This window comes from Sphingobium sp. B12D2B (genome assembly GCF_025961775.1).
GTDB lineage: Bacteria > Pseudomonadota > Alphaproteobacteria > Sphingomonadales > Sphingomonadaceae > Sphingobium.
In genome coordinates, this window is record NZ_JAOQOH010000001.1 from 673,419 (window position 1) to 691,560 (window position 18,142).

Here is an 18,142-nt window from a genome sequence, read left to right on the forward strand (position 1 = left end):
GACGTCCTTAGCCGATCCTGCATGGCGGACAGAGCCAGAAGCAGACAGGGCCGCCGGCGCCAGCCGACAGCCCTGTGTTGCTTTGGGGTAAGCCGAATGCTCGGCTCAGCGCATTATTAGAAGCTCTTCTCCACAGTCAGGTAGAACTGGCGCGGCGCTGCCGGCTGAGCGTTGGTGTAGGCCGCCCCCAACGCCTGGGAGTCGAACACGTTATAATAATAAACCTTGTCAAACAGGTTCGTGGCTCCCACCGCAATCGAGAAGTCATATTCGTCGTTGTCGTAGGTCAGGCGGGCATTGAAGACCGAACGCGCCGGCATAAGGTTATCAAAGGTGGTCGACGTGCCAGACACCACCTGGCTCGATTCATAGATCCAGTCCACCCGGGGCGTGATCGATCCGGCCAGTGACGGAAGCTCCGCCGTGTACTGCACGCCCGCGTTTGCCGTCCAGAACGGCGAATTCTGCCGCCGGTTGACTGCGCGCTCCCGAATGTCCGGCGCCGTCAGCTTGGTGTACCCCACCGAGCCATTGATGAGCAGGCCATCGACGGGATTGATGGTATACTCGGCTTCAAAGCCGCGGATTTTTGCGGCCTGATTGCGATAGTAGGTCCGTCCGAGGCAGGTAATGCCGGTGCCTGCCGCCACGACCGCACCGCAGGTGGTCGACCCCGCAGGGCCTCCCGCGAGTGGGACGAGCGTGCGATTTCCGGGCACGGGCTGACCATTTGCGTCCAGCAGGGCCTCGGATCCTGAAATCGAAGTCGGGCGGTTCTTGAAGTCGGTATAGAAGGCCGCGAGATTCAGGCGCACCCGACGATCGAAGAGATCGAGCTTGGCGCCGATTTCGTAGGCGATGTCGTCATTGCCATCATATTGCGCGATCTGCGAGGGCTGTTGCGGGCGCGGATCGAAGCCGGGAAGCGAGTTGCCGGTCGCAGCGGACACATAGATGAGCGCGTTGGACGCCAGCTGGTAATTGACGCCGGCCTTCCAGTCGAACCGCGTCTGCTGCGGAACGACGTAAAAGACCGTGTCGCTGGCGCTGGGTGAGGTGTCGAGGACGTTATAAAAGTCGACGACCTTCTTGTCGTCCGAATAGCGCAGGCCGCCCACGAAGCTGAGCGCTTCACCAAATGGCCGGATCGTGGCGTTGGCGAAGACCGCCTTGCTCGTCGGGTTGAACTCAGAATCGATCAGCCGCTGGAACGAGCTCTGGGGCGAGATGAAGGCGGCGTGCTGCGAGCCATCGGCCGTGAAGTAGAAGCCGCCCACGACCCAGTCGATGAACGATGACTTGCCGGACAGGCGCGCTTCGGCCGTCCAATATTCCTCCGAGAAGGTATTGGACCGCAACACCACATTGAGCGGCGAGCCATCATCGTCATAGGAATGGGTCTCGACCATCTCACGGTGCGCGACCACCGCGAGGAAATTGATGTCGGGATTGATGTCCCAGCTCATCTTGGCTGAGACGCCCCAGTTCTTGAGGTCGATGAACGGCGAAAAGCTGGCGCCGCCGCGCACGGCCACACCATTGATCCGCAAACCATTATAGAATGTGTTGCCCGGGATGACCGTGCCTGCGGCGATGGGATCGCTGAAGCTGGCATAGGTGCTATAGGGATCGCCCGTCAGGAAGCGAGTGTCATAGGCCAGACCCAAGGTGTTGGCGGCGGACACGACCGTCCCGGACACCCGGTTGTTGATGATCCCGACGATGCTATCGGCGTTATTCTCGCTCGTATCGCGGATATAGTCGCCCGTCACCGTGAACCGCAGATCCTCGGACGGCTTCCAGAGCAAGGACCCCCGGTAGGCCTGCACATCTTCGCCGCCCTGATGGCCGACGACGCAATCCTCGGGCGTGAACCCGGCGGTCGGCATGTTGAGGGTCGAGGCATAAGGCAAGGAGCCCGATAGCGCAGGCGTGCCGCGCGCGCGCATCTCGCAGGTGAAATCGAGGATCTTCTGATAGCCCGTCCGCTTCTTCGAAAGCGCAGAAACGGAAAGGGCGAGCTGCTCGTTCAGCGGCAGATTCAGCGAGCCGCGGAAGTCCATGCGGTCATAGGATCCCGCCGTGATCTGAATACGCCCATAAACATCGCTGGTGGAGGGCTGCTTGCTGATGATGTTGACGGCGCCGGCGAGCGAATTCCGCCCAAACAGGGTGCCCTGCGGACCCCGGAGCACCTCGATATGCTCGATATCCAGAAGATCGAAGTTCGACCCGAGCAGCGTCGGGAAATAGACGTCGTCGAGATAGAAGGCGACGACAGGCTCGCTGGCGAGGCTCGTATCCCGATTGCCGATCCCCCGGATCGTCGCATCGATACCGGGCCCGAATGCACCCTGTGACTTCCGGAATTGCGTGTTGGGAACCACAGCGGTCAGTTCGCCGACGCTGGTAATGCCCTTCTGCTCGATCGCCTCGGCCGTGACCGCGGTGATGGCGATCGGCGTATCCTGCAAATTCGTCGACTGGCGCGTGGCGGTAACCACGATGTCCTCAAGGCCGCCTGCCCGGCTGTCCTGTGGCGTCGCTTGCGGGGCCGCCGATGCCGATCCAACCTGTGCGCTTGCCGGCCCTGCTAACAAAGCGAGAACCAGCGCTGCCGAGCTTATGGTTGCCAATTCCAGGTTTTTCATCTCAGTCTCCCTCGGGCGAATTCTAGCGAAATGGAGACCCTCTCGTCGCCTCTCGCGATGCTCGCCATATTTCCGGATATTTTTCCGGTTAGCGATCTAGCGCGCATTTTCGGCAGCTGCAATCCTAATAATCGGCGAACTCCAGAGGAATTTGGCGGAGGTGCGATGTATCTATTTTGTAAAAATGAGACAGGACTGTGATGAGTCGGGCGATAAAATAAGTGATCAACTACAGATATGTCTTGTCTACATGTATGATCTCGCTGAGAGAGTTCATGTATATGTTTATCGATCTACGACAATTTTCAGATGTTTTCCGAAGAATGGGAGGACTTCTTTTTGCAGTCTTTCCGGAACTTTACTGCTGTGATCGCCCGGATAAATGTCCAGTTGATTGCTTATAGCATAGTTATCTAGGTTTTTATGGAGCTCGGTTGCTGCGGTGACGATCGTGTCCTGATCGCCGACGTCGATGCCAATGGCGCGATAGGTCCTGAGAGCAGAGACGTACTGGTCGATGAAACTGAGCGGGGCATTGGCTGCGCGCTTGGCCATGATCGCCTCGCGCGACTCGCCCTGTTCCGTAATCGGCAGATCGACAAAGAGCGGCGGCTTCGCCGGATTGGGCGAGAAGGCCGCCGCTGTCGCAAGTGGCCCTGCATATTTGAACGGAAGCCCCCGGGCTGCCTGAGGGGATGCAAGATCGTTGATCTCCCTCACTTCTTTTGCGGTCAATCCCTGCGTTCCGAGAGCGCTCAGGCAACAGGGCGACATCATGTAGAGAACGCCAAACCGCCCTGGGCGCTTCATGCCAATGCGCGCGACGCCGTAGCCGCCCATGGAATGCCCCATCAAGCCACGCGCGGCCGCCTCTGGAATCGAGCGGAACTCCCGGTCGATATAGGCAGGCAATTCGTCCGCAACGAATGTCTCGAAGTCGCCGGTGACGATGGAACTGCCATAGAAGGACCCGCCATACTCATTGCTCCCATCGGGGAACACGACAATGACCTCCGGCACCCCCGCAGCAAAAGCTGCAGCGATCCGCCTGGCCGCATCGAGTTTCTGCATCCAGCTCGCCGCGTCGATGGAGAAGCCGTGCAGGGCGTAAACCACGGGGTATCGCCGCTTGATGTCGCGGCCATAACTCGGGGGAAGAACGACAAAGACCTCGCGCTCGGCGGAGGTTCTGAGAAGATTGCCGGCAATGGCTTGCGAGTGCACCAACCGTCGCTCCACCCGAACCTGGGTGTTGGGGGCTTCGGCCTGGCTTGCGATCGATGGAGCGGCGGGCGCGGCGCCGGCAGCCACCGAGGCAGTGACAAGGCCAAGACCACCCAACAATCGCATCTTCATATCTGTATCCTCTCTGATCGTCAGGCCAGGAGCGGTTGTCACGGCCAGCTCTCTGCATCTTGGGCTGGTACGACGCAGCGTTGCGGGATCACTTTAAACATATGTTTACATGTTTTATCGGTCAAGCAATGCTTGCCTTGACGCCCTTCGCGCGGTCACGTGGCCGGCCTGCGGCGCTGGTCAGAAGCTTGGCGAGTGTAATTCCTCTTGGTCAGGAGCTAAGGTCGCCTCATGCCCGAACTCGGCCCAGTCCCACATAGCCAACATGCGCGGTGAATGACCCTGATTTGGGCACCGCGGACTTCAATCAGCGTCAGCGTGCGACCCAGCGGAGCACGGATTTTCACCATTTAAATCGCCGCCGATCATGGGGTCTCCACTCGGCTCACCGCGCTGGAAGTATTTGATTAACATCGCATCCCTAGCCCGGTCGCTAAGGAGCCTGCCATGCATCGCATTTTATATATCAGCACTGTCCGTCGAACGCTTTCGGATGCGGAGCTTGGGGACATTTTGGTTGCGTCCCGACGGAATAACCGGCTCGCTGATATAACGGGCTTGCTCGTGGTCGGGAATCGGCGCTTCCTCCAGGTTCTCGAAGGCCCGGAAGATGCCGTCAACTCGACGTTCGCGCGCATTTCAAAGGATCAGCGTCACTATGCCGTGGTCCAACTGAATAACAAGACGATCGCCGCACGGTCGTTCGCGCGTTGGGAGATGGGATTTCAGCGGGGTGGCGACGTCAACGAGGGCTCGACCCTTGAAGAGCAGGTGGCAAGCTTGCTGGAACCTGTCACCGACGCAAATCTGAAAGCCTATTTCAGCGGTTTCGCTAAATCCCAAAGTCAGCCGGCCTGAGAAACCACCAACATTCGTGATTAGCGGATCCAAGCTCAGGAACCACCCGCATGTTTCCTCGTAGGAAGCCCGAATAGTCATCTTGGGCGCCGACGATTGACACTCATCGTCCAATCCTCAGTTGGAGCAGAGCGCGGCCTCGATGAGAGCAGAATGCCTCGCAACCATTGCTTGGCCTCCACGACATGTCTTCCTCGCGCCTTATCTTAGGCAGTCCTGCGCTACCGCACTAAAACCTCGTCGGCGCCAGCCTAAACCGCCTTCGGTAAGCGCGAGAGATGCTTGTCCAAGGTCATCGGATAATCCCGCAGCCGCACGCCGGTGGCATTGTAGATGGCGTTGGCGACCGCGGCTCCCACGCCGCAAATCCCAAGTTCCCCAACGCCTTTCGCCTTCATCGGCGTGGACCAGGGGTCGGTGGTATCGAGAAAGATGACGTCCTGATGCGGGATATCGGCATGGACCGGTACTTCGTAACCCGCGAGGTCGTGATTGACGAAGAAGCCGAACCGCTTGTCGACGACGAGTTCCTCCATCAGGGCCGCGCCTGCGCCCATGGTCATGGCGCCGATCACCTGGCTTCGCGCTGACTTGGGATTGAGGATGCGACCGGCATCGCACACAGCGAGCATTCGCCTGATGCGGGTTTCGCCCGTGAAGGCGTCGACCCCGACCTCCACGAAATGACCAACGAAGGTGGATTGCTGCGCCCGGTCGGCGAAGTCGTCGGCATAGTCGATGCCATCCTCGGCGACGACCTCCCCATCGCGCGCCGCGTCGCGCAAGGGGACGGCGCGATCGCCCGAGCGGACCTCGCCGTCGGTAAACGTCACATCTGCATTGTTCAGCCCCAAGCGCGCCGCCACCTGGTCGCGCATCTTGATGCAGGCGGCATAGACGCCAGCCGTCGAGTTGGCAGCGCCCCATTGGCCGCCGGAGCCGGCTGCGGCGGGGAAATCAGAATCGCCCAATTTCACGATGACATCGCCCAGGTCCACGCCCATCATCTCGGCGGCGGTTTGGGCGATGATCGTGTAGGTGCCGGTGCCGATATCGGTCATATCGGTCTCGACGGTGACCTTACCGTCGCCCGACAGCCGGACCCGTGCCGCGGATTTGGTCAGCTGATTGTTGCGAAAGCCGCCGGCCACGCCCATGCCGATCAGCCAGCGACCGTCACGCACCGACCCCGGGGTCGTCTTGCGCTTGTACCATCCGAACCGCTCCGCGCCGGTCCTGAGGCACTCGACGAAATGACGCGCCGAAAAGGGACGCTCGGGCTTCATCGGATCGACCTGCGTATCGTTCAGGATACGAAATTCCACCGGGTCCATCCCCAGCTTCTCGGCCATTTCATCCATGGCGATCTCCAGCGCCATCAGCCCCGGCGCTTCGCCAGGCGCGCGCATTGCGTTGCCTTCCGGGAGATCGAGCTGCGCCAGTTTCATGGCGACTTCCCGGCTTTCCCCCGCGTAGAAAAGCTTGCTTTGCTGGACGGCGGTCTCCGGCTCGCCATCCGGCAGATTTCCCGAAATGCTCTCGTGCGAGATCGCAAGAATGCGCCCATCCTTGTTCGCGCCGATCCGGATATGCTGCAGGGTCGCGGGCCGATGGGTCGTGTTATTGATGATGAGCGGACGCGTGAGCGCGACTTTCACCGGCCGCCCGACCGTTTTGGCCCCCAGCGCCGCAAGGACGACATCGGAGCGCAGAAACAGTTTTCCGCCGAAGCCGCCCCCGACATAGGGGGAATCGAGCCGCACCTGCTCAGGCTTGAGCGACAGGGCCTTGGCAAGATCGCGCTTGCCCCAGGCGATCATCTGGTTCGACGTCCAGACGGTGAGCTTCTCGCCCTCCCATGCGGCGATGGTGGCATGCGGCTCCATCATCGCATGGCTCTGGTCCGGCGTGCTGTAGCGCTGGTCAAGCTTGACCTCAGCCTTGGCGTAGCTGGCTGCGAAATCGCCGGCTTTGTTGGTTTCGTCCTCGTCCGGAACGGGCTCGGCCCGGGACGCCTCACGCTGGAGATCGAATTTGCCATCCTCCCGGACATAATCGACCTGAATCAGCGATGCGGCCGCGCGGGCCTGCTCAAAGGTCTCGGCGACCACCAGCGCGATCGCCTGATGATAATGCTGGATCTTCGCTCCGCCGAACAGATTGGCGGTGTTCTGGTCGCCGAGCGGCAGGGGCTTATGGTCCAACGTGGTGATGATCGAGAGCACGCCAGGCGCGGCCTTGGCGTCGACCAGGTCGAACGACCGGATCGTCCCCTTGGCGATGGCCGCGCCGACGACGAAGCCATAGGCCTGGTTCGCGGCGACATCATGCCGCTCATAGGCATAGGGTGCGCGCCCCGTCGTCTTGAGTGGCCCGTCGATGCGATCGGTGGACTTGCCGACGACCTTGAGCTGGTCGATCGGGTTCTGGGTGGCGGGGGCATCGAACTTCACGGCATCAACCCTTCGCGTCGTGCAAGATGCCGGCGAGCGTCCGCTCGACCAGCTCGATCTTGAATGCATTGTCCCTGGTCGGCGCGGCGCCGGCGAGGAGGTGCCGGGCCACCGCCTCCGCCCCTTGCGGGAGCGCGGCATCCGCAGCGTCCATGCGCCAGGGCTTGGGCGCGATCCCGCCCACCGCAACGCGGCCAGAGCCATCCGGCTGGAGGATCGCCGCCACCGACACGAGCGCAAAGGCATAAGAGGCCCGGTCACGCACCTTGTGGTAGACATGCTGGCCGCCAATAGGCTTGGGCAGCAGCACGGCCGTGATCAGTTCGCCAGGCGCCAGCGCGGTTTCCACATGCGGTGTGTCGCCGGGCAATTTGTGGAAGTCGGCAATGTCGATCGACCGGACATTGCCCTGTGCATCGACCGTCTCCACGCGCGCATCCAGCAGCCGCATCGCAACGGCCATGTCGCTGGGGTTCGTCGCGATACAGGCAGCGCTGCCGCCAATCACTGCCAACTGGCGGGAGGCGCCCTCGATCGCCGCGCAGCCGGTCCCGGGCTGACGTTTGTTGCAGGGTTGGTTGGTATCGTAGAAATAGGGACAGCGGGTCCGTTGCAGAAGATTGCCGCCGGTGGTCGCCTTGTTGCGCAGTTGCCCGGACGCGCCGGCCAGAATGGCCCGGCTCAGGACAGCATAATCGCTGCGCACGCGCCGATCCGCCGCCAGCGCCGTGTTGGTGACGAGCGCGCCGATCCGCAGGCCGCCATCGGTCTCTTGCGTGATCTGATCGAGCTTCAGATCCTGCACATCGACCAGATGGGTCGGCGTTTCGATCTGCAGCTTCATGAGGTCCAGCAGGTTCGTGCCGCCGGCAATGAAGCGCGCCCCCTGATGGCTCAAGACGGCCGTCGCGGCTTGAGCGGGCGAGGTCGCGCGCTCATAGGTGAACGGCCTCATGCCTTGGCCTCCGCGACTTCGGTAATCGCCTCGGCAATGTTGGAATAGGCGCCGCAGCGGCAGATATTGCCGCTCATCCGCTCGCGCAGTTCCGCGTTGCTGAGTTGCGGCTTAGCCGACAGATCATCGGTGACATGGCTCGGCACGCCAGCGGCAATCTCATCCAGCATGGCGACCGCAGAGCAGATCTGGCCCGGCGTGCAATAGCCGCACTGATAGCCATCATGCTTGACGAAGGCGCGTTGCATCGGGTGGAGCTGGTCTGGCGTGCCCAGTCCTTCGATGGTGGTGACCTTGTCGCCATCATGCATCACCGCGAGCGTCAGGCAGCTGTTGATCCGGACACCGTCGACCAGCACGGTGCAGGCGCCGCACTGACCATGATCACAGCCTTTTTTCGTGCCGGTGAGTTTGAGCTCTTCGCGCAGCGCATCGAGCAATGTGGTGCGCGTGTCGGTTTGGAACCTGTGCGGCTGACCATTCACGCTCAGGGTAACCTCGACCATCGCCTCGCGTGGTTGCGGCAAGGGCTGCCGAGCATCGGCGTTGTTCAGGCTCATGGTCGCCGCCGTGGCCGAGCCGCCAACCAGCACGCCGCGTCGAGAGACGTGCCACTCCTCCGATCGATCCATGGCATCGTCGTCCTTCGCACCTGCTGATTGGATAATCCCATGCTGGCCGAACGCAGCAGCTGCGAATTGGCTTCCAAATTATCGTGAGTGGCGGACAGGCGCGGCACTGCCCGGCCTGTTCAGCACCGCTCGGGACAGGTTGGCTTTACAGGCTCCCACTGCCAATGTTGCGGGATGACCAGTGATCCATTCGATCTGAACCGATTTGTCGACGCCCAGCAGGGACGCTACGCGCAGGCCCTGGCGGAAATCCGCAGCGGTGCAAAACGAACGCACTGGATGTGGTTCATCTTTCCGCAGATTGCGGGCCTGGGGACCAGCCCCACGGCGCAGCACTTCGCGATCCGCTCGCGCGCCGAAGCCAAAGCCTATCTGGCGCATCCGGTCCTCGGCCCGCGCTATGAGGAATGCGTCATCGCATTACAGGAGCTGCATGGCTCCAGCGCTGAGCAGGTCTTTGGCGCCATCGACGCGATCAAGCTCAGGTCATCACTGACGCTGTTTAACAGCGCTGAGGACAGGCCGATTTTCCGTGCCGCGATCGAGCGCTGGTTTGACAGCCCTGACGAACGCACCGTCGAAATTCTGGGGCAGATGGGTTCATCAGCCTGAAAGAGAGCAGTTGATGAAGCCGAGGCTCATATCGCCCGACGAACGTATCGCCAACCTTCCAATAAAAATTGGCCCCATCGCCGATTTCAACCCACGCTTGTCACAGCCGAACCTCCCGTGTATTGAATGGCAATCGATTGCAAAATTGCTTTCGGACCTACGAGTTCGGGTCGCCCGAACCCTCTGCCCGGCCATCCTGCACACCTGGCCGGGCAGAGTTGGGCGACCCATGCGGATAAAGTCCCTAGCCGCCGGATGAGGGATTGACTTGCAATCGATGGACAATAGCCTGTCGCACATAAATGCGGCGGGCGAGGGGAGTGGCTGATGGATCTGGATGGCGATCATGAACTTGCGGCCATCAGTCGCGATCCGCACTATCAGGCTCTCGTCCAGGCCCGTGGCCGCCTCGGCTGGATTCTGAGCGGCGTGATGATGGCGATCTTCTTCGGCTTCATCCTGCTGGTGGCGTTCGGGCGGACCATCCTTGGCCAACCGCTGCCGGGCATGACGACGACCATTGGCGTGCCTTTGGGCATGGCGGTGATCCTCTCGGGCATCGCGCTGACCAGCCTATATGTGTGGATTGCCAACCGCCGGTTCGATGCCGAGCTGGATGCGTTGCGGGCGGAGCATCGCCTGTGAGCGGTTCGCGCTGGGCGGCGCTCGCCCTCATGGTGACCATCGGCGCGTTGATGCCCGGCATCGCCCGCGCGGCCACGCCGGGCAATGCCGGCCCCAACATGCCGGCCGTGGTCACCTTCGGCCTGTTCATCATCGTCACATTGGGCGTCACGGCCTGGGCTGCACGGCGGACGCGCACGACGAGCGATTTCTATACGGCTGGCGGCGGCATCAGCGGTCGGCAGAACGGTCTGGCCATCGCCGGTGACTATATGTCCGCCGCCTCGTTCCTCGGCATCTCCGCGCAGATTTATGCCGATGGCTATGATGGGCTGATCTACTCCACAGGCTTTCTGGTCGGCTGGCCGATCATCCTGTTCCTGCTCGCCGAGCGGCTGCGCAATCTCGGGCGCTACACTTTTGTCGATGCCGTCGCGTTCCGCTTCGCGCAGACGCCGGTGCGGATTTCGTCCGCCTTCAGTTCGCTCATCGTCGTGCTCTTTTACCTGATCGCGCAGATGGTCGGCGCGGGGCAGCTCATCCAGCTGCTGTTCGGCATTCCCTATCCTTATGCGGTCGGCATCATCGGCCTCGCGATTACGGCCTATGTGCTGTTCGGCGGGATGATCGCGACGACCTGGGTGCAGATCATCAAGGCAGTCATGCTGCTCGGCTGCGCCACCTTCATGTCGCTCGCCGTGCTGTATCGCGTCGGCTTCTCGCTGGACACGCTGTTCGAGCAGGCCGTCGCCGCCAAGCAGGCGATTGCCCTGGCCGCAGGCGCCAGCGCCGATGCCGCGGCGGCGAGCGCGCGGGGCATTCTCGCACCCGGCGGCTTCATCAAGGACCCGCTTTCGGCGATTTCGCTCGGCATGGCGCTGATGTTCGGCACCGCTGGCCTGCCGCATATCCTCATGCGCTTCTTCACGGTGCGCGATGCCCGCACGGCGCGCGCCTCCGTGCTGTGGGCGACGGGCTGGATCGGCTATTTCTATGTGCTCACCTTCATCATCGGCTTTGGCGCGATCGTGTTCGTCGGCAGCAACCCGGCCTATCTCGATGCCTTGAGCGGCGGGCTACGTGGCGGCAGCAACATGGCTGCCGTCCATCTCGCGGACGCGGTGGGCGGCGAGGTGTTCATGGGCTTCGTCTCGGCGGTCGCCTTCGCCACCATATTGGCAGTGGTGGCCGGGCTCACCCTTTCCGGCGCCTCGACGATCGCGCATGATCTCTACGCCTCGGTCATCCGCAAGGGCAATGTCGACCAGGCGACCGAACTGCGCCTGTCGCGGATCACCGTGCTGGTGCTCGCCCTGATCGCGGTGGGGTTGGGGATCGCGTTCGAAAAGCAGAATGTCGCGTTCATGGTGAGCCTGGCTTTCGCCGTGGCTGCCTCGGGCAATTTCCCTGCCCTCTTGCTCTCCATCCTGTGGAAGGATTGCACGACGCGCGGCGTTGCCTGGGGATCGGCCATCGGCACGCTGACCGCGCTGGCGTTGACGATCCTCTCGCCGGTGATCTGGGTCGGCCAGCTTGGCGCTGCGCACGCCATCTTCCCGCTCGCCTCGCCCACTTTGGTGTCGATGCCGCTGGCCTTCTTCACCATCTGGCTGATCTCGACGCTCGACCGCAGCGCGCGGGCGCAGGTGGACCGCGCCGGCTACACCGCCCAGCGCATCCGGTCCGAGACCGGCATCGGCGCCGCCGGCGCCAGCGATCATTGATCTGACTCATGCGACAGGAGACGCATTCATGAAGTTTCTGAACCGATCCTCGGCCTGGCTGGTGGCGACGCTGCTCGCCACGACCGGCCCGGCCCACATGGCCAGCGCCCAGCCCCTGCCCGATCCCGCCGCCGTCGCTGCGGCCCCGCTGAGCGCTGAGGACGCAGCCAAGCTCGCGCCCGTCGCGCCGGAACTGCACGGCGCCGCCCGCATGGCGCTCTATTATTCGACGCTGATGGGGCAAATGACCGAGGACTCGGTGCGCGCGTCGCGCAAGTCGGGCAATATGGGGCCGCCCCCGCCGCCGCATCACCGCGACGTTCCGGTCGTCGAGCAGATGATCCCCGGTGCGGCCGGCGCGCCGCAGGTGAAGCTGTACGTGATCAACGCGCAGGAAGGCGCCTGGCGCGGCGGCATCCTGCACACCCATGGCGGCGGCTATATTCTCGGCACGGCCGCGACCGACGTGCGTCGCCTGCAGGAGATGGCCAAGGAACTGAACGTGGTCATCGTCTCCGTCGAATATCGCCTCGCGCCGGAAACGACCTATGCCGGGTCCATCGAAGACAATTATGCCGGCCTGCGCTGGATGCATGACAATGCCGCCAAGCTCGGCCTCGATCCCAAGCGGATCGCCGTGATGGGCGAGAGCGCCGGTGGTGGCCATGCGGCGCTGCTGGCGCTGACCGCGCGCGACCGCGGCGAAATCCCGGTTGCTTTCCAGGTGCTCATCTACCCGATGCTGGATGATCGCACCGGCGGCGTGGTGAAGGTGCCTTCGCACATCGCCACAGTCGGCTGGGACGCGCAGCAGAACCAGCTCGGCTGGAAGGCGTTCCTCGGCCAGCAGCCGGGCACGAACAAGGTGCCGGCCACCGCCGTGCCGGCACGCGCTGCTTCGCTCAAGGGTCTGCCGCCCGCGTTCATCGCTGTCGGCGGTGTCGATCTCTTCGTGAGCGAAGACATCGACTATGCCCGTCGCCTGACCGAGGCCGGCGTGCCGACCGAGCTGCTCGTCGTGCCCTCCGCCTATCACGGCTTTGACGCCATGGCGCCGGACTCGCCGCAGGCCAAGCAATTCAACAAGGCCCGCATCGAGGCCCTGCGCCGCGCTCTGGCGACGCCGGAGAAATAAGCTATAGCTTGATCTACAGCGTCTTCCGGCCCTTACCGGTCGGAGAGCACAAGGGGGCGATCGCAAGGTCGCCCCCTTTTCCTTACCGTCGACCGGGCGTGGGTGTCAGCCTTTCATCGCGGCGAGCTCGGACTCGTCCCAACCAGTTCGCATGGCCGAGACGGTGTCGAACCGCATGGTCTGTGCGCCATGGCCCACCACAGGGTCCCATTGCGCCAGCCCGCCATGATTGGGGTTGCCCGTCCGCGCGAAAGCAATCCACGCATCGGCCATCTCGGCCTCCAGCTTGAGGGCCTCGGCATCGCCGCCGGTCATGCTGGCACATCGTTCGGCATTGGCGAAGACATAGGGGATTTCCGCGCAGTGGAAGGCGCGCGGACGCCCGTCCAGCACGGGCGTGCTCCGATCAAAGCTGTAAAGCCATGCCGGGGCACGACGCAGCGCGGCCTTCCCGCTCGCCTGATCGATGGCGGTCTGGCGGATCGGTGCGGTGGCGATGCGTGACCAGATGTCGCAGGGCAGGGCCTCCGGCGTCGTCCGGCGGAACGCGGCCACCACCGCCGCGCCGCGCCCTCCCGTGTAGCGATCAGCCCGGTTCAGCAGCTCCGCCTCGCTCATCGTGAAAAAGTCGGGCTGGTTGATCCCGGTGGTGAACTCGTTGAGGGTCGTGCCGACGATCAGCGGCACATCGGCCGACAGCGCAAGGGACTGCGGTGCGTCGGGATTGGCGGGCAGCACCGCGCCATCCACTACCGGGGTAAAGCCGTAGCGGCCGCGGGTCCGAGCCTCCATAGAGCCGCCTTCGGGCAGTGGCGGATTCTCCCGGCGGAAGATGGCCGAGCTCGCCGCCAGCAAGCGATCATAGGGTAGGGAGTGCAAGGCACGCAGATCGGTTTTGCCGATGCCCAACTCCGCCAGCATGAGTTCCCCCAGCTTACGGGCCTGAGCGTGGGGCGTGGCCTTGGCGAAGGAGCCGCTCTGAACAATCGCACGGTGAAACATGCCGCGCGCGGCGGGCATGGCCATCAACGTCGAAACCTTGGCGCCGCCCCCGGACTGGCCGAAGATCGTGACCCGACCGGGATCGCCGCCAAAGGCTTCGATATTGCGCTTCACCCATTGCAGCGCCGCGACGATATCCAGCATGCCGACATTGCCGGACTGCGCATAGGCCGGGTCCACGGAGGAGAGGTCGAGAAAACCGAGCAGGTTGAGACGTTGATTGAGCGTGACGACCACCACGTCGCCCCGCTGGGCGAGATTATAGCCCTCGAAGGCGGGGACGTCGTGCCCGGAGCCGGCGACAAACCCGCCGCCGTGGAGCCAGACCATCACCGGTCGTCGGGCATTGTCCGTGCCGGGCGTCCAGATATTGATGCGCAGACAATCCTCGCCGTCGAAGCTGTCATTCCACTGGAAAATGAAGGCCTCTTCGTCATTCTGGCGGCCTGTGCCCTTGTCCTGCGGGCAGATCGGCCCATAGGCGAGGCTGCTGCGCACGCCGGTCCAGGGCTTGGCTGGCTTGGGCGGAAGGAAGCGATTGGCGCCGCCGGTCGTGTCGGCATAGGGGATACCGCGAAACATGGTGATCCCGCCCCGCATGAAGCCGCGCACCCGGCCGCTGGCGGTCTCGACATCCGCCATGCCTGTGCCGGTAAGAATGGGACCTCGCCCGCCGATGGCTCCGGGACTCGCCTGCGCCGGTCGCGCCCCGCTGGCTAAGGCACCGGTGGCGACAAGCCCTTGCAGAAGCGCCCGACGACTTGCGCCCTCTCCGCGCGAACCTGTCATGTTCCTCTCCTTGCCCTAAGGTCTTCGCAATCGATTACAGGTTTAGGCCCTTCGCGCGCGGAAGCAAGCCGGGTGAGGCCCACAATCGGGCTGTGCCGCGCTACCCGCTTGATCGTTGGGGAGGATCAGCCCCTGCTACGGCGCCAGCCGGAGAGGCGGCGCAGCAGGCCGCGGTTGCTGAGGGCTTCGAACATGTCGTCCGGCCCTTCGGGGTCGAGGATCTGGTTGTCCGCCAGCCAAGCCTCGACGCCTGTGAGGTCGGGAATCTCATAGGGCACCAGCGTGCGCCGGCGGCTCTTTGCATTTTTCCGGCCCTTGAAGCGGAGCGCCTCGATCGTCTCGATCAGCGATCCGCTGGCGGCTAGCTTTTTCTCGACCTGTGAGATGCTGGCATCGAGATGCTCGGCCAGCAGATCGTTGCGAACCTCCGCGATGGCGGCGCTGCATCCAGAATTGCTCGGCCGCGAGCAGTCCACGGCCACGTCGCATTCCGTATCGAGCCGCAAGGAGCGGGCATTCATGTTGGATGAGCCGACGCGCAGGATCATATCATCCACGATCATCACCTTGGCGTGGACGTAGATCGGCTCCTGATCGCGGGTGACGGGGTGGTAGAGCCGGAACCGGCCATGCTTGTCCCGCCGCCGCAGCGCGGCCACCAGTCGGGCGCGCGCGGTATCCATGGCCAGCGGTTCGAGCCAGCCTTGCGCGGCCTCGGGATTGACGATCACGATCTCTGGCCCGTCCGGCTCGTCCAGTCGCCGGGCCATGGCTTCGGCGATCCGCCGGGAGGCGAAATACTGGCTTTCGGCATAGATCCACCGCTTCGCGCGTCCGATCTGCTCGATGTAGAGCTGCTCGATCTCGGTTACCTCGCGCTGGTCCGGCATTTTGGGTGCCGTGCGGGCGATGAGAACCTCTACATCCTCGAATTGCACCGGCAGCGCTTTCGGCCAGACGTCATGCTTGCCGCGGATGCCGGCAATGGTCTGCCCCGTCGCCCGCTTCCAGCGGTCGCGCGAATGCTCGCCCAGCGCCGCCGCTGCCGGCCCCTGCAGAGCGGTCGTCGCATCGTGCCAGGGCATATAGGCCGGCCCTTTGCCGGGGCGATGCCGCTCGGGTTCCTCATCGCGATGCGCGCGCGTGTCCCACCGGTCCCCGGTCATGTCGATCCCGCCGCAAAAGGCGAAGCAATCGTCGATCACGACGATCTTCTGATGATGCGACCCGCCGGTGGGGTGATGAGCGTCCAGCTTCACATGGATGCGCGGATGGATGGCCCATTTGGCCACGGTGAAGATGGTCTTGCCCCGGAACAGCGACCCAATGGCCCCGAGATCCCAGCGCAGCAGATAGACTTCGAGCTCGGGATTGGTCTCGACCAGCCAGTAGATGAGATCCCCGATGGTGGTCGGTTCCGGTCCATCGGGTTGCCCCTCTTCCTGGTGTGCGAGTTCGATCCGCGCGTCGAAGTCCCAGCCGACCAGCATGATGCGCTTGCGGGCGCGGATCATGGCCTGCCGCGCGAACCGGAAATAATCCTCCGCGTCGACGATCACGCAGGCTTTCGCGGCCTTGGCAGCCCGCCAATAATTGCCCTTCATGCCGACGCGCTCCCCGCGACCCCCGCCTCGACGTGTCCGCGAGGGTGGGGCTGTAGGCGGCCTGCTTCGATCATGCTTTCCCCGTTTCAAATCGCCATCGGAACCCTGAGGCGTAACGGCTATCATTACGGTTGCAACGCAAAAGCGTGCCCGGAGCCTTGCCACTTTTCGCGCGGAACTGTGCGCGATGGCTCGCGGGGGGGCGGAGTCTGTCCGTCGCGCCGGGGACTCGGTTCGTCCCCGCAACGTTGCTGCTGCGGAACCGCACGCTTAGCCAACGCGAGCCCAGTCTCCGGAGTTTTCAAGATGACGACCATTCGCACCGCCCTGATATCCTGCACAGCGCTTGCGCTGGCGGGCCTTGCCGTCCCCGCGCAGGCAGAAGGGCTGGGGGCGGAGGGCAACTATGCCCGTGCCAATGGGCGCTGGGGTGCTGAACTGGGCGCTGGTTATGCGGTGGACTTTGCAGGCTTCAGCCTCACGCCGGGCGCCGGGGTTTATCTGCGCGATGGCGGCACGGCAGCCTATGGCCGGGTGGAAGCGGCTTATCAGATCCCTATGTCCCTGCGCATCGGCATCGGCGCGCGGATCAGCGGCGAAGAGCCGCGCGTCTATGGCACCATCGCCATGCCCCTGCTGCCCCGCATTGCCGTGAAGGGCAATGTCGGCGACCGTTATGTGTCCGTGGGGCTGACGGTCGGCTACTGAGCGTCGACGATGGCGGTTGGCTGACAGCCGAAAGTCGCGCAGAAAGACGACATGCCGACCATTTTCAGCCACGCCGCCATATCCCTGTTCGCCGGCGGTGCGCTGGGCCGGTGCCGGATTGCGCCAACCCTTGCCATCATCGGTGGTGCGCTCGCTGCCCTGCCGGACCTCGATGTGATCGGCTTTCCCCTCGGCGTCGGCTACGCCAGCCAATGGGGGCATCGGGGCTTTACCCATTCGCTGGCGTTTGCATTCGGCGTGGTCGGCCTGATCGCGCTGGTCTGGCCGCGCGCGCGACGTCCAGCGGCCTTTGCCTTTCTGTTCGCCTGCGCAGTGTCCCATCCTCTGCTCGATATGCTGACCGACGGAGGGCAGGGCGTGATGCTGTTATGGCCGTTCGACCATCAGCGGCTGTTCCTCGACTGGCAGCCGATCCGCGTCTCTCCGATCGGCGCGCGCTTCTTCTCGGCACGCGGGCTGGAGACGGTCTACTCCGAACTGCTGCTGATCTGGCTGCCCGGACTGGCTATGATGACCGCCGCGTGGCTTTGGCGCCGCTGGCGCCGCCTCAAAGCAAAGTCGTCCCACAATCGCGCATAAAGAAAGGCCCGCGCCGATGGCTCGGGCGGGCCTGTTTCTTTGAGCGCGGGGGGCTAGGCGCCGCGCTGCCTCAGAAGCGCTGTTGGCGCTCGTAAAGCGACTTGTAATGCTGGATCCGCGTGACCCGCAGCCCCGGCATGCCGGACCGGTCCACCGCGCGCTGCCAGCTGGCGAATTCCTCGAGCGTCAGATCGTAACGCGCACAGGCTTCGTCCACTGTCAGCAGGCCGCCATTGACGGCCGCCACGACTTCCGCCTTGCGACGCACCACCCAACGGGTGGTCGACGGGGGCGGCAGCGAGTCAAGCGTCAGCGGCTCACCGAGAGGGCCGACAACTTGAGCAGGGCGAATCTTCTGGTTCTCGATCATTCTTTCCTCATTCACCGACGGGGATCGGTCTGACACGGTCTTCTTGCTCATGATGTTGACCCCAAAAGC

General features: G+C 63.5%; 15 protein-coding genes. 7 read left to right on the plus strand and 8 right to left on the minus strand.

What is annotated here, in order from left to right; all coding sequences use genetic code 11:
• Positions 1 to 116: 116 nt before the first annotated feature.
• Together M2335_RS03285 and M2335_RS03290 are read right to left on the minus strand one after the other, a co-directional pair.
• The gene (locus M2335_RS03285) at positions 117 to 2,651 is read right to left on the minus strand and encodes a TonB-dependent receptor (protein ID WP_264593775.1); all 2,535 of its coding nucleotides are present in this window, start codon (positions 2,649 to 2,651) and stop codon (positions 117 to 119) included.
• A gap of 285 nt (positions 2,652 to 2,936) precedes the next feature.
• The gene (locus M2335_RS03290; protein ID WP_264593776.1) at positions 2,937 to 4,007 is read right to left on the minus strand and encodes an alpha/beta hydrolase; all 1,071 of its coding nucleotides are present in this window, start codon (positions 4,005 to 4,007) and stop codon (positions 2,937 to 2,939) included.
• A gap of 447 nt (positions 4,008 to 4,454) precedes the next feature.
• Between M2335_RS03290 and M2335_RS03295 the strand changes: the two genes are divergently transcribed.
• Positions 4,455 to 4,865 (plus strand): BLUF domain-containing protein, encoded by a 411-nt coding sequence (locus M2335_RS03295; protein WP_264593777.1) that lies wholly within the window; start codon positions 4,455 to 4,457, stop codon positions 4,863 to 4,865.
• Positions 4,866 to 5,116: 251 nt separating this feature from the next.
• On the opposite strand, the gene paoC is transcribed toward M2335_RS03295, so the two are convergent.
• From paoC to paoA, 3 genes are read right to left on the minus strand one after another with little or no spacing between them, the layout of a single operon-like run.
• Complete coding sequence (gene paoC / locus M2335_RS03300) at positions 5,117 to 7,318, minus strand: aldehyde oxidoreductase molybdenum-binding subunit PaoC (RefSeq protein WP_264593778.1); 2,202 nt, start codon at positions 7,316 to 7,318, stop codon at positions 5,117 to 5,119.
• A 4-nt stretch (positions 7,319 to 7,322) separates the two neighbouring features.
• A complete protein-coding gene (locus M2335_RS03305; protein ID WP_264593779.1) occupies positions 7,323 to 8,273 on the minus strand; it encodes an FAD binding domain-containing protein in 951 nt (316 codons plus the stop codon).
• Positions 8,270 to 8,905, minus strand: a complete 636-nt coding sequence (paoA, locus tag M2335_RS03310; protein WP_181558519.1) for an aldehyde dehydrogenase iron-sulfur subunit PaoA — start codon at positions 8,903 to 8,905, stop codon at positions 8,270 to 8,272. The genes M2335_RS03305 and paoA overlap by 4 nt, the downstream gene beginning before the upstream one ends.
• Positions 8,906 to 8,992: 87 nt before the next feature.
• On the opposite strand from paoA, the gene M2335_RS03315 reads away from it, so the two are divergent.
• From M2335_RS03315 to M2335_RS03330, 4 genes are all read left to right on the plus strand, one after another.
• Positions 8,993 to 9,517 (plus strand): DUF1810 domain-containing protein, encoded by a 525-nt coding sequence (locus M2335_RS03315; protein ID WP_319801184.1) that lies wholly within the window; start codon positions 8,993 to 8,995, stop codon positions 9,515 to 9,517.
• Between the two features lie 327 nt (positions 9,518 to 9,844).
• Positions 9,845 to 10,162, plus strand: coding sequence for a DUF485 domain-containing protein (locus tag M2335_RS03320; RefSeq protein WP_264593780.1), 318 nt, complete (start codon positions 9,845 to 9,847; stop codon positions 10,160 to 10,162).
• On the plus strand, positions 10,159 to 11,865 hold the full coding sequence (actP, locus tag M2335_RS03325) for a cation/acetate symporter ActP (RefSeq protein ID WP_264593781.1): 1,707 nt from the start codon (positions 10,159 to 10,161) through the stop codon (positions 11,863 to 11,865). The genes M2335_RS03320 and actP overlap by 4 nt, the downstream gene beginning before the upstream one ends.
• A 28-nt stretch (positions 11,866 to 11,893) precedes the next feature.
• Complete coding sequence (locus M2335_RS03330; protein WP_264593782.1) at positions 11,894 to 13,000, plus strand: alpha/beta hydrolase; 1,107 nt, start codon at positions 11,894 to 11,896, stop codon at positions 12,998 to 13,000.
• A gap of 105 nt (positions 13,001 to 13,105) precedes the next feature.
• On the opposite strand, the gene M2335_RS03335 is transcribed toward M2335_RS03330, so the two are convergent.
• Together M2335_RS03335 and M2335_RS03340 are read right to left on the minus strand one after the other, a co-directional pair.
• Positions 13,106 to 14,791, minus strand: a complete 1,686-nt coding sequence (locus M2335_RS03335; protein WP_264593783.1) for a carboxylesterase/lipase family protein — start codon at positions 14,789 to 14,791, stop codon at positions 13,106 to 13,108.
• A gap of 125 nt (positions 14,792 to 14,916) precedes the next feature.
• Complete coding sequence (locus M2335_RS03340) at positions 14,917 to 16,395, minus strand: phospholipase D-like domain-containing protein (RefSeq protein ID WP_264593784.1); 1,479 nt, start codon at positions 16,393 to 16,395, stop codon at positions 14,917 to 14,919.
• A gap of 306 nt (positions 16,396 to 16,701) precedes the next feature.
• Here M2335_RS03340 and M2335_RS03345 point away from each other — a divergent pair, with 306 nt between their 5' ends.
• Together M2335_RS03345 and M2335_RS03350 are read left to right on the plus strand one after the other, a co-directional pair.
• On the plus strand, positions 16,702 to 17,103 hold the full coding sequence (locus tag M2335_RS03345) for a hypothetical protein (RefSeq protein WP_264593785.1): 402 nt from the start codon (positions 16,702 to 16,704) through the stop codon (positions 17,101 to 17,103).
• A gap of 51 nt (positions 17,104 to 17,154) precedes the next feature.
• Complete coding sequence (locus M2335_RS03350; RefSeq protein ID WP_264593786.1) at positions 17,155 to 17,703, plus strand: metal-dependent hydrolase; 549 nt, start codon at positions 17,155 to 17,157, stop codon at positions 17,701 to 17,703.
• 70 nt (positions 17,704 to 17,773) lie between these two features.
• On the opposite strand, the gene M2335_RS03355 is transcribed toward M2335_RS03350, so the two are convergent.
• Positions 17,774 to 18,073, minus strand: a complete 300-nt coding sequence (locus tag M2335_RS03355; protein WP_181561284.1) for a DUF1153 domain-containing protein — start codon at positions 18,071 to 18,073, stop codon at positions 17,774 to 17,776.
• Positions 18,074 to 18,142: the final 69 nt, after the last annotated feature.